Origin of the sequence: Psychrobacter sp. PL19 (genome assembly GCF_017875835.1) — a bacterium.
Lineage (GTDB): Bacteria > Pseudomonadota > Gammaproteobacteria > Pseudomonadales > Moraxellaceae > Psychrobacter.
Map to the genome: position 1 here is coordinate 2082811 of NZ_JAGING010000001.1, position 16837 is coordinate 2099647.

A 16837-nucleotide genomic window follows, 5' to 3' on the forward strand; every position below is an offset into this window, starting at 1 on the left:
GATTGATGGCCTTTAGTATTAGTAATATAACTTATAAGCGGTGTTGAATAAGGTTAGAACCAGTTATAGGTTAGAGAGGTGAAGTAGCTAGTACCCTCCGCAGCATATCTTGAACTAAAATTATTTGTGAGCGTATAGTTGTCTGCAAGCGTATATTCTTCGTTAGTGATATTGTCTACACGAAGGTTAGCACGAAGGTTAGGAGTAACATATATATTTGTACTTAAGTTGACTAGCGTATAGTCATCCAACTTAATTTTGTTAGCACCATCAGAGAATCTATCACTAGTGTGTTTTGTTTCAATGCGTACATCAAAAGTAGGTTGCTGATAGCCTATATAAATTAAGCCAGTGTTTTTGGGACGATAGACAAGATCATTGTTGTTGTTAGAGCCATTAGGTGTTTTGTCTTTTACATCTAAGTAATCGTAACCTAAGCCAAATAAGAATGAATTTAATTTCCAGTCAGAGGTTAAGCTTAGACCTTTAATTTTTGCCTCACCAATATTTGTACCACCTGTAATTAGATTTTCTGCATCGGTATGATAGCCAGTGAGTCGCGAAAGCTGATTACCATTAGCATATTCTACAAATACTTCGGTGTTTTTAGTAGTTTCAGGTTTCAAGCTTAAGTTCGCGTAACCAGGGAAATATAAATCATTAAAAGTTGGTACACGAAAGCCAGTGGCATAGTTCGCACCAATGCGCATACCAGCTAATGGGTGAAATGCTGCTCCTACGTTATAAGTACTCTTTTTGCCATATTGTGAATTGTCATCTACACGATAATTGGTTTGTACATCATAGTGTGTATCAGCTAGCTGATAGCCAATAAATGCACTTTTTACAGTGCGACTATCAACCTCATATTTAGTAGTTGAATCTATTTTCTGATCCAAATGTTCAATTCCTAAGATAGCTTGACCACCACCTGCTGTGATTTGACTTTCTAAACGGGCATGGTTTTGAGTGGTATCGAAAACTGTACTCTTCTTCGAGTCTTGAGCATTGTCATAAGTTCTGAGTTCATCGATGCTATGACCGTAGCTAAATTTTGTGATAGCAAGTTCGTTTGCGTGTTCAATAAAAGCAGTTGCTGAGCCGTTTTTTTGATCACTATAAGGGTTGGAGTTTACCGCACCAGTCCGGTCAGGAAAGGCATCAAATTCAGAGGTAGACTCATTGTAGAAAGCACTCAACCCTGCTTTTACACTTGGCGCAATTTTTTGTGTCATAGCAGCGCTTACTGATGTTATTTTAAAACCGTCATCGTCAGCATTAAAATTCTTACCAGTATTTACAGCATTGAAACCATCCGTATCGGTATGATTAACACCTAAGCTTAGGGTTGTATCTTGATATGTATATTGACCGTTAGCACCTACATTATAAAGGCTGTTAGAGCCGATTCCAGTAGTGACAGACAAACTACTTTTCTGTACGTTTGTGCCTTTTGTAAAGATTTGAATAACACCACCCATTGCATCAGCACCATAAAGACTTGCGCCTGATGCGCCATATAAAATTTCGATACGGTCAATTTGATCAGCAGATAACAAGTTTAATGCAGGTGTGCCTAGAGAAATCGAGCCATAGCGGACACCGTCAATAAGTATCAATACTTGCTTACTGTCAAAACCGCGCATATAAAAGTTACTTGTTGTTCCTAGGCCACCACTTTGAGTGACATTAATCCCTGTCTGACCTTTTAAAACATCAAGTACGGTTTGACCTTGAAAGCGTTGTAATTCTTCACTATCAACCACCCGAGTTTGAGCAATAGTATTACTAGTTTTAGTCGGTGTACGGGTAGCAGTCACGATAATTTTATCAAGTTCGACTTGAGGTAGCTCATCATCACTGGCAACATTCGAATCAGTGTTGGCAGGTGTCGCTGCCATAGCGCCATTAACGGCAAAAACACCAAGCGCGCTCAACATACAGTAGCGTAAATAGATAGATGAAGAAGAACGTGATAACAGCATAATTATTTCCAAAGTGACAAAAGCAAAAATTAAGAGGCTAAAATTACAAAAAACAATAAATAATTTACATGCGCTTATTATCTATAAAACTTACTCATTTATAAACACTTTTAACCTAATGTTTCTTCATTGTAAGCTGAGGGCCATTCATTATTACCTGTTATTTACTCGTTCTGCCGTGTTTTATTTGCTTTCTACGTTTTATCAATCGTTACGGTGTTCACTTTCGGTTATAACCCGCAAGTCGTGAGTAATATATAGAATGATCATCGTCTATAAAAACGCGCAATCAAAAGCACTAGTGTGATAAATAATTGCTATCATAGCGACACCGCCATAAGTATTTAAATTGCTCTACACATTAAGTTAAGAGGTTTGTTTTGTCTATTGAGCACTATTTAAGTCCTACTGCCATGCCGCCAGTAATAAAAGCGCCGCTATCAAAAACGCTGACAAGAGCGTTAGTAGTGATCATGCTACTGTTGGCATCACTATTTAGTCTAACGTTGCCAAATACTGCGTTCGCTGCTGTAGAAGGTGGTGTGTTGGGTATTGCTGGCGGCCAGGATAGTAGTGCGAGTGAACCTGTGCCGGACGCATTCGGGCGAGACACGCCGCGCCATACCGTACAAGGGTTTATTAGTGCTTTAAGCGAAAATGATAATCTACTGGCCAGCAATTACCTCAACTTATCAAAGTCTGATAACCCAGCTACCATCGTCCGTCAGTTCAAGCAAGCGCTTGATACAGGCGGGCGTTTTCAGCCTGATTTGCAACTCAACAATACGCTTGAGGGTAATTTAACCGATCAGCTACCGCCAAGCCAAGAAAATGTAGGCAAAATCAGCATCGATGATAAGAGTGTCCCGCTCATATTAGAACGAGTGGTTTCTAAAAAAGGACAACAGTATTGGCAGTTCTCTAGCGATACCCTCAGTTCTATCCCAGAAGTAATAGAAAATACGGAACCGACTTTAATAGCACGCTACACTTTTGAAGGGCTTGAGGATAAAAAGCTGTTTGGTTATCAGCTGGCCGATTTGGTCGCTGCGGTGGCAATCACTATTGGCAGTTTGTTGCTGACTTATGTGCTGGTGTGGTTGTGGTATCACCTTTTAAACATCGTCTATCCACGGTTACGTGGTGTGCCGCTACCGCTACCGGATAAGGTGATACTGCCGCTTGCCGTAGTTATTATGGCCCTAATTCTATCAGAAGTGATGGTCTACGCTGGCGTGTCAGTAACGCTGCGTGAGCCTGCTAATAGGTTCACCGAGATCGCTTCATGGTTAGCGTTGACCTGGCTGTTACTACGGGTAATAGATGCTATTTTTACCCGCGCTGTAAATATAAGTTATAAAAAGAATTACACAGAGCGAGTCTCTATCTTAGGACTATTACGCAAAGTCGTCAAAGCGTTGCTTTTGATATTTGCTATCATTGTCATCTTTGGTAATCTGGGTTTTGATTTAACCACTGGTATTGCAGCATTAGGGGTAGGTGGTTTAGCCTTAGCACTGGGTGCGCAAAAGACTATCGAGAATCTCGTGGGCAGTGTGGTAGTGGTGGCAGATTCGCCAGTCCGAATCGGCGACTATTGTAAATTTGGTACTTATGAAGGTACGGTGGTCGATATTGGTATTCGTTCATCGCGCGTGCGCACTTTAACACGCACTATTGTGACGGTTCCCAATGGGGACTTTTCATCTATGCAAATTGAGAACTTTACCTCCCGCGATATGTTTCAATTTTTCCATAAGTTATATATCAAGCGCACGGCTGACATTGAAGTTGTGTTCCAGATGGTAAAACATTTAGACGAATTTTTAAATGAACACTACTTGACCAACCAAGAATGGAACCAAGTTAATATCTTAGAGCTGCGTCAAGACTGCTACGTTGTCCAGCTACAAGCCTATATTAATTCTAATGATGTTATGGAATTCTACGACAAACAAAACGTGGTATTCGTTGATGTGTTATTGCAAGTTAGAAAGTATGACGTCGAGCATGCCTTGCCAACTCAGCAGCTAGTTGTTAAGCAAACAGAGCTTAAGCATGAGTTAGATGGGGAGATGGAGAATAAGGTGGTCGATAATACCGAAGACCCGTCACATGATGCTGATGACAAACACAGATCTATTGATTTAAATAAAGGTCCAGAACTGGACTTAAAAGATAGCGACAGTGATAATGACGGGCAAAAGAGGAAGCAAGAACAGGATCGACAAGACGTTGCTGAGAAAGATAGCGATAGTAATACTCATAGAAGTGCCGGCCATGCTTTAGTAAGACGAAAAATTAGGCAAATTAGAAACAGTTTTAGGTCACCTAAAGCAAAAAAACTTTAAGATATGTATCAGATTTTCAAAAATATGCGTTTTTAAAAACGGGACCTTCCTAAAAGCTGCTAATTAACAGAACATTCCAGATCTCATCATTAGCTTGTCAGATTGATCTGGTACAAGCGGTTGGTAGCAGACATGTAGTGGGGTAGCTTACTAGACCGGTACTGACTTTCTGTTGTGCATCCAACCGTAGTGCGCCCATAACAGTAAGCTGGCAGCACTGCGCTGCGGCGACCATTCTTGACTCGCGACCTTTAGTTGCTTTGGTGTGGGGCGCTCTGCCAAGTTTAATACATCCATCGCAGCGACTTTAATCGCTAAATCATCGACTGCGAGCACATCAGCTCGGCCCAAAGAGAATAATAAATACATCTCGGCAGTCCAGTGGCCGATGCCAATAACCGCCGTAAGTATCTCCATTACATCCTCGTCTGACATTTTTACTAGTATATCAAAGCTGATGTCGTGCTCAACTAATGAGCGGGTATAACGGATTTTTTGCCTAGATAAACCTTGTGCGCGTAAGGCATCATCCGTTGCCTGAATAATTGCTTGCGGTGAGGTTAAGCCTGCCTCAGCCAGTCGTTGCCAAATACTACTGGCCACAGCAACAGACAGCTGTTGTCCTACTATTGCTCTCATCAACTGCTCAAAACCACCTGCATTGCGCCGTAGACTGGGCACGCCCACTTGCTCGTAAATTGGCGCGAACCTTGGTTCAATAGCGATAAGTGCCGTAATGTGGTCCTTTAGTGCTTCTTGAGTATCAATCGTCTGTATGCTCATAAATGATTTATCCGCAGTAGCTGAATGTGAATATAGTCAATGAAAAGTAATATCGATACACAACATACTGCTGGCAAAAGTTTTTCTTGCTTGCTGTGCCTACGCAGATAGAGGCTGAAAAAACCAGTGTAAAAAACGATTACAAGCAACCGCACAAAGTTGCTTTGAATATTTTATTTAAGTCTAGCGATAAAAAAAGGACTGCGCCATTGCAGTCCTTTTTTTCAAAAAAAACCGTTTATAACTTATTCACCATCAGTTTTAGGCTTTTTTAGTAATACCAAAACCGCGCCATTACCGCCATCTTTTGGCGGTGCTGAACAAAAAGCCAATACCTCTGGTAATTGACGCAACCAACCATTGACGCAAGTTTTGAGAATAGCTTCGCTGCCTTTACCATGGATAATTTTTACCATGGTCTCATTGTTTTGTTTCGCTTGGCTCAGCAGTTGAGTCATGGCTACTCGGGCTTCTTCAATGGTGCAACCATGAATATCTACCGCGTCATACCAACGCAATTTGCCTTGTTTGAGCTGAGTAAACACTTTGGTCTGTAGGGTAGGTTGCTTATAAGATAAATAAGCCTCGCCAGCGACTGGATTAAGTAGTGCTTGCATATCCGACAAGCCGGCCCCTATGTCCGCCGCTTCTTTGCCTTGAGCGGCGGCACGTTTTGACAAGGTTGCTGCATCAGGCTTGCCGCCTTTTTTAGCATTGGCAGGCGAGCGGACGTTTTTATCATCGAGTTGATTGACGCCATGCATCGCTTGCATGAACAGTACTTTATCGTCATCGATATGTTCGCTGTCTAGCTGCTTCACTGTTTTTTTAACCTGCTTTTGCGTGAGTAAGGAAACAGGTTCAGTCGGCTTTTGATTCTCACCGTCAGGTGACGTGGTGCCGCGACTTTTGCTGAGTTGTCCTTTAAGCTCTTTGAGCTGGTCTTGCATGTCTTTTGAGAAGATAGAATTTGTCATAAAAGTTAACGTGTCTGTTTAATTAATGGGTTAATGGAAGCGTCGTTTAATCATCAAAGCTATCAATTATATAATCATAAGTATTTCTAATGATAAGTATTTTCAATGATAAGTACTATAGCCAGTAGCGTATTAGCGTTGTCTGTCATACCTTACGCGCTAGCTGGGATGCTCGCAAGCAAGGATTGTAACGCTTGCCCTGGGTGATCAGTCTTCATAAACTGCTCACCGATTAAGAAGTGCTGAATACCATGGCTCATCATCAATCGAATATCATCAGCGCTATGAATACCACTTTCGGTAACGATAAGTGCTTTATCTGGGTTGTTCGTATTGGCTTGGTCATCGGCTGCTAGGGCGGATAATAAAGTGCTCTTTAAATCAAGGGTGGTCTTTAAATCCACCTCAAAAGTATTCAAGTTACGATTATTAATGCCATAAATATTATGTGCTGAACGAGGCAGCTGCAAAGCGCGCTCTAGCTCATCAGCTGTATGTATTTCAATAAGTACATCCATGCCCAGTTCAATACTTAAGGTATGCATCTCTTTTGCCTGTAGGTCATCAAGACAGGCCATAATTAATAATATGCAGTCAGCACCCAGCAAGTAGGATTGATAAATTTGATAGCTATCAATCATAAAATCTTTGCGTAATAACGGCAGTTTGCAAGCTTGCTGCGCTTGGATGAGATAGCTGTCATCCCCTTGGAAATAATCACGATCGGTTAGTATCGACAAACAACTGGCACCGGCCTGCTCGTATTGCTGAGCAAAAGTGGCAGGCTCAAAGTTATGACTGATAATACCTTTTGATGGTGAGGCTTTTTTGATTTCAGCGATTACACCAATGTCAGCGGCACGTAAAGCATCGGCAAATCCACGACGTGGACGGTCATCGGCGCTAACTTGTAACTGTAAGTCTGCAAGCGGTAGCAAAGTACGGGCAGCGGCCACTTCATCGCGTTTGGTAGCGACGATACGCTGTAATACTGAGGGGATATCGGCATTTGATTTTTGGGTCGTGCTCGTCGTCATGGTTACATCCGGCTGTCGGTAGGTTGGATAAGGGAGCATGTTTAAATGGGTCATTATGACTATGGTGTTTTTTAACAACCGCATTAGTTACGCGTTAGCAATTAGTTTTTGTGTGTATTCGGCTAATGATTCAAGCTTGGTCAGTGCAGAACCATTCTGAATGACGGTTTGCGCTTGGCTAACACCATTCGGATAGTTGCTGGCAAGTCCGGCGGTATAAATGGCCGCACCCGCATTTAAGGCAATCATATCGCGCGCCTTAAGTACGGTACGGTCATTAGTCTTCGCACCTGATAAGGCCGCTCGAATCAGTTGGAGACTCTGCTCTGGTGAGTCCACCTCAAGCCCGATGAGGGTTTGCGATTCGATACCGGCGTCTTCTGGCATCAGCTCATATACCGTGATTTCACCGTCTTTAAGTTCAGCCACGGTGGTAGAGGTGGCAAGACTGATTTCATCCAAACCATCCTTGGCACCGACCACCATCACATGACGTGCGCCTAGATTTTTCATAACCTTGGCTATTGGCTCGCATAGGCGTGAAGTAAAGACGCCGATGACTAGGTTTGGGACACCAGCAGGATTGGTCAGTGGGCCTAAAATATTAAAAATGGTCCGTGCTTTGAGCTCGCGGCGTACCGGATTGGCATAACGCATGGCGCTGTGATGATTGGGGGCAAATAAAAAGCCAATACCCTGGTTTTCGATACAATCAAGCGCTTGTAGTGGTGTCAGAGCCAAACTGATACCTGCTTGCTCTAATAAGTCTGAGCTACCTGATTTAGTAGACACGCCGCGGTTGCCGTGTTTGGCCACTTGCGCGCCAGCAGCAGCTGCCACCAGAGCAGAAGCGGTGGACACGTTAAATAAGTTGGCATCGTCACCGCCGGTACCGACAATATCAACTAAATAATCACAAGCAGTGGGAGTGACGTTTTCAGCCAAAGCACGCATCGCACTGGCTGCGGCGGTAATCTCATCGATTGACTCACCCTTCATGCGCAAACCAGTCAAAATAGCACCCATCATCGCGTTACTACACTTGCCCTGCATAATGATTAACATCACTTGATGCATCTCATCAAAGGTCAAATCAATATGCTGGAATATTCTATCTAAAGCGCTAGTCAACCGTTTATGAATATGTTCATCAGAAAGCTTAGCGATATCTTCAGCTGTTTTTACGCTTTGCGCACCCTGTGTCTTAACAGTGGTCATTATGGTCTCGCTTATTATTATATTTTTAGTTCGAAATTATTGGTTTTAAATTCTCATACTGCATGCATCAGCCCACATTCATTAGATGGCTATCCTACTTGTGGCAAATTACCAGCGCCTAATACCGCCAAATTATGGGTCTGTAAGAAATTATTGAGCAACTGATAGCCCGCTTCACTTAAGATAGACTCTGGATGAAACTGCACGCCTTCAATGGCAAGACTTTTGTGACGTACACCCATGATTTCCTCAATACTACCATCAGCATTTTTTGTCCATGCGGTTACCTCTAAACACTCGGGTAAAGTCGCCTTATCAACCACTAGCGAATGATAGCGTGTGACTTGAGAGGGATTAGGTAAGTCGGTGAAGACCCCCTGCCCATTGTGATACACGGCAGATAAGCGTCCATGCATGACCTCGCCAGCTTTGACCACTTTTCCGCCAAATGCCTGTCCAATCGCCTGATGACCCAAGCAAATACCTAATATAGGTATTACGCCTTTAAAGGTTTCAATTACTGCCAAAGAAATACCAGCCCGATCAGGGTCACAAGGACCAGGGCCGATGACAATTACGTCAGGGGCCAGGGTTTTGATATCATCGATGCTGACCTGATCGTTACGCCAGACGGTGATGTCCTGCTGCAACTCACCGAAGTACTGTACAATATTGTACGTAAAGCTGTCGTAGTTATCGAGCATCAGAATCATTGTGTGATCACCTTATTCATGTGGTTTTACTTTAACTAAATTTACTTCAACTTTAGTATCTTACCATTATTTTGCTATCTATCAAGTGCAGAGGATAGGCTATCTAACGGTTAACAGCGAGTTTATTACTCAAAAGTATGGGCTTTGTGAGTATGACTTTAATGTAGTGGGAGCAATAAACACTTAAAACGCACCAAATTAGCTCTTTTACCTTGTAGAGATATTATTGACCGCACTAATTTAGTGCTTTTTTGTTTTATAGTTTGCTACTACTGTGCATGATTTATGATGATAGGCAGTAATATTCATCATTAATATTTATTATTAATATTTTATCAGTGCAATAGGAGGTATATAGGTATTATGGTTGCGTACCTTATTATGGTTTGCATTGTAGGTATCCTGACGAGTTGGCATAGCAGTTGCATCACCTTAATGGTAGCTATTTGTTTATAACACTTAATATGAATTCGTGTATTGATACCAGTGTCATCAAGCTGGCTTATATTAAGCGAACAAAACGCTTATAACAGTTCAGCATTGTTAATCAAATATTGTTAAGATATCGCTAGCGTTGACTGGGCTCATGAGAATCTGCAGTTAATGATAGGTGAATAAGTTGAAGAATGACGTCAGTCGCGTACTTTGCATTAATCAATAACTTTAAATGATGCTGATAATGACTACAATACTTGACGTGCTGCTCAAATACAGAAATTCAAATACAGCCATGAACCAATAACACTTAGATCACAATTAACTGATAACCACCAAGGAAATGATTCATGTCAAATAAATTACTAGACCTCATCAAATCATCCAATGCCAAATGGGTTGATTTTCGCTTTACTGATACCCGTGGTAAAGAGCATCACATGAGCTTTCCATCTCATACTGTTGACGAAGAATCAATAGAAGATGGCAAAATGTTTGATGGTTCCTCTATTGCTGGCTGGAAAGGCATCGAAGCGTCCGATATGATTTTGCGTCCTGATCCAGACACTGCATTTATCGACCCGTTTTTTGATGCCGTTACTGTGGTCGTGACTTGCGACATCATTGAGCCATCAACTCTACAGGGGTATGAGCGTGATCCACGCTCTATTGCTCGCCGCGCAGAAGAGTACTTAAAATCTACGGGTATCGGCGACACGGCCTATTTTGGTCCTGAGCCTGAGTTTTTTGTATTCGACGAAGTAAAATGGTCGATTAACATGTCAGGCATCAGCCATGAAATCGTCGCTGAAGAAGCGGCATGGTCGACTAACAAAGACTACGAATGGGGTAATATGGGGCATCGCCCACGGGTTAAAGGTGGTTATGTGCCAGTGCCACCAGTCGATAGCTCGCAAGATATGCGTACGGTAATGTGTGAGCGTATAGAGGATATGATCGGTGAAGGTTGCATCGAAGTCCATCACCATGAAGTTGCCCCTTGCCAGTTGGAAATTGGTGTTGCATTCAATACCCTAGTTCAAAAAGCGGATGAAGTGCAAAAACTAAAGTATGCCGTCCATAACGTCGCGCATCAGTTTGGCAAGACTGCGACCTTTATGCCAAAACCTATCGTTGGTGACAATGGCTCAGGTATGCATGTGCATATGTCTATCTCAAAAGACGGCCAGAATACTTTTTCTGGTGACGAATATGCCGGTATGTCTGAATCTGCACTATATTTCATCGGCGGTATTATCAAGCATGCACGCGCTCTAAACGCGATTACCAACCCTTCAACTAACAGCTATAAACGTTTGGTTCCACATTATGAAGCGCCTATTAAGCTAGCATATTCGGCTTCTAACCGCTCAGCATCTATTCGTATTCCACACGTTAGCAGCCCAAAAGCGGTTCGTGTCGAAGCAAGATTCCCTGATCCAGCGGCGAACCCATATTTAGCCTTTGCGGCACTGTTGATGGCTGGCCTTGACGGTATCCAAAATAAGATACACCCAGGCGATGCTGCTGACAAAAACTTGTATGACTTGCCACCTGAAGAAGAAGCACAAATCCCAACCGTTGCTGAAAATTTAGAAGTGGCGTTACAAGCATTAAGAGATGACCACGAGTTCTTGTTAAAAGGCGACGTGTTCACTAAAGACATGTTAGACGCGTACATCGTATTAAAAGAAGAGGAAGTACAGCGCCTCAATGTTACGGTACATCCGATTGAATTTGATATGTACTATAGCTGCTAATTTATAGTTAATGCACTCAATTATTTTGAGTAAAAAAACCAGCTAAGTAGATCTTGGCTGGTTTTTTAGTGTTTGAATGTTACAAAGCGATGCCAAAATAGTATTTGAAGGTGTTTACACACCAATCTAAAGTCTCTTATAGCAGTGATAGTCTGGCTGTAGGAGTAATAGTCTGGTTGTGGGAGTGATAGTCTGGTTGGTAATCTTCTTTTATCATCATATACTACTAATAAAATACAATTATCAAGTTGACTGATTATGACTTTATCCTCTAAACGTATGTCATCCAAAAGTAATACGGCCACCATATTACTAATAAGTTTGGTTGTTAGCGCCGCAAGTATTTATGCGCCTATGGCCAATGCTGCCCCTATTTATAAAGTTGTCGATGAAAAAACGGGGCAGGTGACCTTTACTGACCGACCGAAAAGCTACGAGCAACAAGCTGGTAAGCAGATTACTGAGACATATATCGATACGAATAACACCAGTAGTTTTGGCAATACATCGACAGCATCAAACCAAGGCAACAACATAGTGTCAGCACCGCTACAGTCAATGGCTGCTACTTCTAATGCTACCATTTCTAATACGGCTAAAAAGTCACAAGCCAATTATCAACTGATTATGACTGAACCAAGCGAAAAGCGCGCTTATCATCGTCCTGCCCAAAGTATCGTAGTAAACCTACAGCTAAGACCGGCGTTGCAAGTGGGTGATAGGGTGATTATTTATCTTGATGGCAAGGAAGTTGCTCAAGGGCTAAGTACCTCCATTGCAACAGTAGATATCCTGCCGGGTGCTCATACAGTAAAGGCGATAGTTGAGAATGAGGCCGGTCGAAGACTTAAACAGGTTGAGCGTACTATTTATGTGATTCAAAATACCGCAACTTTGCAGAACAATAAAAAAATTGGACAACAATTACTGGCTTATCAAAACCTACCATGGCATCAAAAAGTACTGTTAAAACTAGGTCAAGACGACACTAATAAACAGCAGTCTAGTAACCAGTAAGCATAAACAATCACTAAATATCCTTTAATAGCTTTTTATTTAAAAGATTTTTCAACTTAACATTTAGATAGTAATCACTAAAAAAATAGGGCCAATCGCTATATTAAGCGCTCAGCCCTATTGAATTGTTTATAGTAGATGAATAGTCAATCCCGCTGGCGCGGTACTTATTTAGTCAGTTCAATAGTACCGTTAGCAGTCACTGAAATTGTACTGTTACCAGACTCAAAATTCTGAGTTGGTACTGATTCAGCCGAATCTGCTCTCATATTCATCGCGCTATACATAGGGCGTGGATAGTTGCTGCCGGTATTTAGATTAACCGTAACCAAGCGATAGCCACGGGCATCCCATGCTCGAGTTAGGTTTTTGGCTTGCTGCTGAAAGGCGCGTGAAGCATCAGTCATCAGCTTTTGCTCCAAGGCGTCCTTTTTAGCATTCGAGACTCCAAAGTTCAAATTGTCCATGACTAAGGTTTCTTGCAAGTCTGCAATCAGCTGACTAGTCGCGGCAAAGTCGGTGCTCTTAATATCTATATTAGCCTGTCCCGTCCAGCCAATGATTTTGTCGTCTTTATCATAGCGTGGATAGGTACGCTGCTGTCCGGTGCTGACCGTCACGCTAGGGTAACGCTTGGCGATGGCCAAGGCTTTATTGACTGAAGTATTAAGATTGGTTGCTAGTGTTTTGGCATTAGAGGCTTGTAGTTTTTTATATAGACTGGCACGTACCTCATCATTTGCCACCTCTTCTTTTACTTCTGTCTGAAAGCTTAATTGATCGTAGCCTGTAGGTTCCGCATGCGCACTGCCCATCATCGCTGTGAATAGACATGCGGCGCTGGTAGCGACCGCTGCTTTATTAAGTAAAGTGCTCTTCATAATAATCTCCTGAGTAAAATGTGTGTTAATAATAGTGGTCTTATAGCCTTAATAATCAAAGGCGTGCTGTATGCTGATATAGTTAACCCAATTTAAAAACGATACAGTAGTACGCTGACATAAATGTACCTATTTTATTTTGAACTGGCTATAGTTATAAAGATTGAAAATACGCTCGTTAGATTTTTTTAGTTGGGCAACGGGTGATATATCAAACATATTGCTTTAAAATAGCAAAATATACCTGAGTTGCTGTGAGGATTTTGTCACTAGGTTACTGGATTCTATGTACTGTAAAAACAGCAGTTATGCAGTAGGGGTTGTAATAATGCAAAAACCTTGTATAATCTGCAACTGGTGGCTCCATTGGTAGCCTCGCAACATTGTTCTATGAACCCCGCCAGGACCGGAAGGTAGCAACGGTATTAGTTACAATGTGTGCCGAGGATGTGCTTTTGGAGTCGCTTTTTTTTGCCTGCAAATCGTTGATATCATAAACCCTTGATTAAAAAGGGCTTTTTTTTGCCAGTTTTTTGGATAAGCGCTGCCTCCTACCGATCTCTTACTGCCTACTGATCTTTTACTATTAGGTATTTACTATTAGGTATTTACTATGATTTTTGAACTGCCCTAATATAAGTTAAAATATAAGGTGTTAATAGCCAACAATAATAACAGCACCTTCCATAATAGTATCAGTCGATGATAATTGATATAAGACACAGCAGGATAGGGATCAAATAGCTTATAATACCTATCGGTCATGGTTAAGCACATTGCATACCGTGAGGTTACACGATACGATAGTCAGCTAAGATGAATACGACTTTTTAACAATATTAGCTGAACGCTGGCTTGGTGCTCGGCGACTCTTTGACTGATAGTATTGGCAGTTTTCGTCATTACCTAATCGTCATTACCTAAGTAGTGAGCTTGAGTTAGAGAGCTTGAGTGTCATCAATTAAAAATTTCAAGTATTTAACGCTTCTAATTTAACGTCTCCATAGATTACTGACCCTTTTGTAAATACGTAGGCCACCAAATAGGATAGTACCGACCCATGAGTGATACCCAAGACCAGCCGAGCTTATTGCAGCGCCGCAGGCAACAGCGTCAGATTTTGGCAATGATGGGGATTGAGCAGTGGGTACGGCCAGACTCGCTGACTATTAATATCGCACATATTCCATCGGCAACCGTAGATCAACCTGTATCTTTAGAGCGATCAGCATCGGAAGCTGTGCGACCAAGCTTCGACTCAGAGCAGCCTGTACCAGATACAGCGCCTATTGTTACTGATTATGATGGTACTGATTATGATGGTACTGATTATGCTACTGCCAATACTGTTAGTAATGATTTGCCTGATCTACAAAGTTTACCGATGCAAGACCCGGCGACACAAAGCCCAGCGACGGCTGAGCTTGAAAGTAATGCAATTAATCCTTCGATTGCTTCGCATACTCAGACTGCCGCAAAAATAGATGTGATGCAGCCAGATGTCACGCCAACAGTAGAACACTTGATTGCGCCGTTGGTAGAGTCATCGATAGAAAAAGTAACAGCACCTGTTGCCGAAATAGCATTTACTGCTCAACATAACACCGCTGATTATAGTCTCAAGAAAGTCGCACCGTTTGACTTGCAAGGTGGGCGCTATGGTAATTGGGTGTTGATAGTTGATATTCAGGCTTTGAACAATGACAGTCAAAAGCTATGGCAAAATATCACTCAAGCATTAACGCTATCGTGCGAGACGGCTTCTTTTCCGATTTGCGAGGGTATGGATACCGCTGAGCTGGCTAACGCCAGTCTTGCCGGATACCTCTTTAAGATTGGTAGAAGTGAAGAGGTGTTAGTTGCAGCATTGACTGACTTGCCTGATGGTTTGACTCATCCTAATCTAGCGCACGTACCGACACTTGATCAGATGCTAATAGATGCCAGTCTTAAACGTGATTTGTGGCAGCAATTATCCAGTTCTAACTAAGCGTAAAATGTAATAAAGAAAGCGGTCGTACCGTAAGACTGTACAGATACCCCTTAGAGACTATAATCGAAGCATAATATTGAGTGTCTTTGAGAAAAAATAAGATTCAACCTACTATCCCCTCATATCTAGGATTGCGACTATGAATACACAAGCGCCTGCAGAAACCCCTACAAAAAAGGCTCCCCACCGCGTACCGAATTTTTGTGCTGGCCCTGCTACCATGCCAACTGCTGTACTGGAACGCGCTCAAGAGGAGCTGCTTGATTGGCAAGGAAGCGGCATGTCGGTAATGGAGATTAGCCATCGTAGTAAAGATTATATAGCCGTCGCCCAAAAGGCTGAAACTAAGCTACGCTCGTTAATGGACATTCCGGATAATTATAAAGTGCTGTTCCTGCAAGGGGGCGCAAGCCTACAGTTTTCAGCCATCCCATTGAACCTATTAAATGGTGGTCGCGCCGACTATTTGACTACTGGTACTTGGTCGGTCAAAGCCATCAAAGAAGCTCAGCGTTATGAGAAGCTAGGTCTAGGCGATATTAATTTAGTTGCAACGGGTAAAGACAATAAATTTACGGACGTTCCTACACAAAGTGACTGGAATATCAGCGACGATGCTGCTTATTTTCATTACTGCGCCAATGAGACCATTCATGGCCTACAAATATTTGAGCCACCACAAGTTGATGCCACACTTATCGTTGATATGTCATCTTGTATTTTGTCGCAGCCGATTGACGTGTCTAAATTTGGGATGATTTATGCTGGCGCGCAAAAGAACATTGGCCCTGCTGGTTTGGTAATTATTATTATTCGCGAAGACTTGTTAGGGCAGGCAAGTGAGTGGTGTCCAATGCTGCTTAACTATGAGCACCAAGTGGAAAAAGAGTCTATGTCTAATACACCCGCCACGTACTCTTGGTATCTTGCTGGCTTGGTATTTGACTGGCTTGAGGAACAGGGTGGAGTAGCCGCTATTGGTAAAATCAACCAGCAAAAAGCAGCCTTGTTGTATCAGACCATTGATGACAGTAGTTTTTATAACAATCCAGTTGCCCTTAAACATCGCTCTATCATGAACGTCCCATTTACTTTAGCAGACAGTAACCTTGATAAAGTGTTTTTAGAACAGTCTGAAAAAGCTGGACTGTTCAATCTAAAAGGTCACCGCGATGTTGGTGGTATGCGTGCCAGTATTTACAACGCGGTCCCGCTAGAATGGGTACAGCTCTTAGTCAACTTTATGAAAGATTTTGAAAAGCAGTATGGCTAAGTCAAAGTCCAAACATGACATGAGTGTGATGCTAGTAATAAAAAAAGAGACGCCAAGCAATATGCTAGGCGTCTCTTTTTTTTATAAGCCATCAACATATGGTGTTCTATAGTCAATGAAAAGTAATATCGATATATAACCTACTGCTGGTATAAGTTTTTCTTGCTTGCTGTGCCTAAGCAGCCAGAGGCTGCAAAAAGCTTATACCAGCAGTACCGTCGCGTTTTTAAGGTATTTTAACTATAGTTGTTTTTGTTGTTGGCGCTTAATGGGTCACCACAACAGTTAACACTCAGTTAATGGTCTTTGTGACTATTGCTTTATAAGTCTTGGTGCAAAGAACTAGGTTAAAAAAGCGAAGTTTGCTATGATAAAAATTCGCTGCTTGGCAACATGGCTCATTTCATAGGGTTA

The 16837-nt window shown here is 42.2% G+C and carries 12 protein-coding genes and 1 other RNA gene; 6 read left to right on the plus strand and 7 right to left on the minus strand.

The genetic code is table 11. The features are described from left to right. Positions 1 to 53: 53 nt before the first annotated feature. Positions 54 to 1985 carry a TonB-dependent receptor plug domain-containing protein gene (locus tag H4W00_RS08470; protein WP_209957210.1) on the minus strand — a complete coding sequence of 644 codons (1932 nt, stop codon included), beginning with the start codon at positions 1983 to 1985 and terminating at the stop codon, positions 54 to 56. A 380-nt stretch (positions 1986 to 2365) separates the two neighbouring features. Here H4W00_RS08470 and H4W00_RS08475 point away from each other — a divergent pair, with 380 nt between their 5' ends. Then, positions 2366 to 4336 carry a mechanosensitive ion channel family protein gene (locus tag H4W00_RS08475; protein ID WP_209957212.1) on the plus strand — a complete coding sequence of 657 codons (1971 nt, stop codon included), beginning with the start codon at positions 2366 to 2368 and terminating at the stop codon, positions 4334 to 4336. A gap of 150 nt (positions 4337 to 4486) precedes the next feature. On the opposite strand, the gene H4W00_RS08480 is transcribed toward H4W00_RS08475, so the two are convergent. The 5 genes from H4W00_RS08480 to H4W00_RS08500 form a co-directional block, all read right to left on the minus strand. Further along, positions 4487 to 5119 (minus strand): DNA-3-methyladenine glycosylase family protein, encoded by a 633-nt coding sequence (locus H4W00_RS08480; RefSeq protein ID WP_209957214.1) that lies wholly within the window; start codon positions 5117 to 5119, stop codon positions 4487 to 4489. Positions 5120 to 5364: 245 nt separating this feature from the next. After that, the gene (locus tag H4W00_RS08485) at positions 5365 to 6096 is read right to left on the minus strand and encodes a Smr/MutS family protein (protein WP_209957216.1); all 732 of its coding nucleotides are present in this window, start codon (positions 6094 to 6096) and stop codon (positions 5365 to 5367) included. 152 nt (positions 6097 to 6248) lie between these two features. After that, on the minus strand, positions 6249 to 7133 hold the full coding sequence (trpC, locus tag H4W00_RS08490) for an indole-3-glycerol phosphate synthase TrpC (RefSeq protein ID WP_209957218.1): 885 nt from the start codon (positions 7131 to 7133) through the stop codon (positions 6249 to 6251). Between the two features lie 87 nt (positions 7134 to 7220). Then, entirely contained in the window at positions 7221 to 8351 is a 1131-nt protein-coding gene (trpD, locus tag H4W00_RS08495; protein WP_209957221.1) for an anthranilate phosphoribosyltransferase, read from the minus strand. Between the two features lie 89 nt (positions 8352 to 8440). Continuing rightward, positions 8441 to 9064 (minus strand): anthranilate synthase component II, encoded by a 624-nt coding sequence (locus H4W00_RS08500; protein WP_209957223.1) that lies wholly within the window; start codon positions 9062 to 9064, stop codon positions 8441 to 8443. Between the two features lie 785 nt (positions 9065 to 9849). Here H4W00_RS08500 and glnA point away from each other — a divergent pair. Both glnA and H4W00_RS08510 read left to right on the plus strand, forming a co-directional pair. Next, entirely contained in the window at positions 9850 to 11259 is a 1410-nt protein-coding gene (glnA, locus tag H4W00_RS08505; protein ID WP_209957225.1) for a type I glutamate--ammonia ligase, read from the plus strand. Positions 11260 to 11517: 258 nt separating this feature from the next. Beyond that, positions 11518 to 12276, plus strand: a complete 759-nt coding sequence (locus tag H4W00_RS08510) for a DUF4124 domain-containing protein (RefSeq protein WP_209957227.1) — start codon at positions 11518 to 11520, stop codon at positions 12274 to 12276. A gap of 167 nt (positions 12277 to 12443) precedes the next feature. Here H4W00_RS08510 and H4W00_RS08515 read toward each other — a convergent pair whose 3' ends face one another. Then, positions 12444 to 13157 (minus strand): SIMPL domain-containing protein, encoded by a 714-nt coding sequence (locus H4W00_RS08515; protein WP_209957229.1) that lies wholly within the window; start codon positions 13155 to 13157, stop codon positions 12444 to 12446. 364 nt (positions 13158 to 13521) lie between these two features. Here H4W00_RS08515 and ffs point away from each other — a divergent pair. The 3 genes from ffs to serC all read left to right on the plus strand — a co-directional run bounded on the left by ffs (position 13522) and on the right by serC (position 16423). Beyond that, positions 13522 to 13618: signal recognition particle sRNA small type (gene ffs, locus H4W00_RS08520), an RNA gene on the plus strand. Positions 13619 to 14217: 599 nt separating this feature from the next. After that, positions 14218 to 15147, plus strand: a complete 930-nt coding sequence (locus H4W00_RS08525; protein WP_209957230.1) for a hypothetical protein — start codon at positions 14218 to 14220, stop codon at positions 15145 to 15147. A gap of 142 nt (positions 15148 to 15289) precedes the next feature. Further along, the gene (gene serC / locus H4W00_RS08530) at positions 15290 to 16423 is read left to right on the plus strand and encodes a 3-phosphoserine/phosphohydroxythreonine transaminase (protein ID WP_209957233.1); all 1134 of its coding nucleotides are present in this window, start codon (positions 15290 to 15292) and stop codon (positions 16421 to 16423) included. Positions 16424 to 16837: the final 414 nt, after the last annotated feature.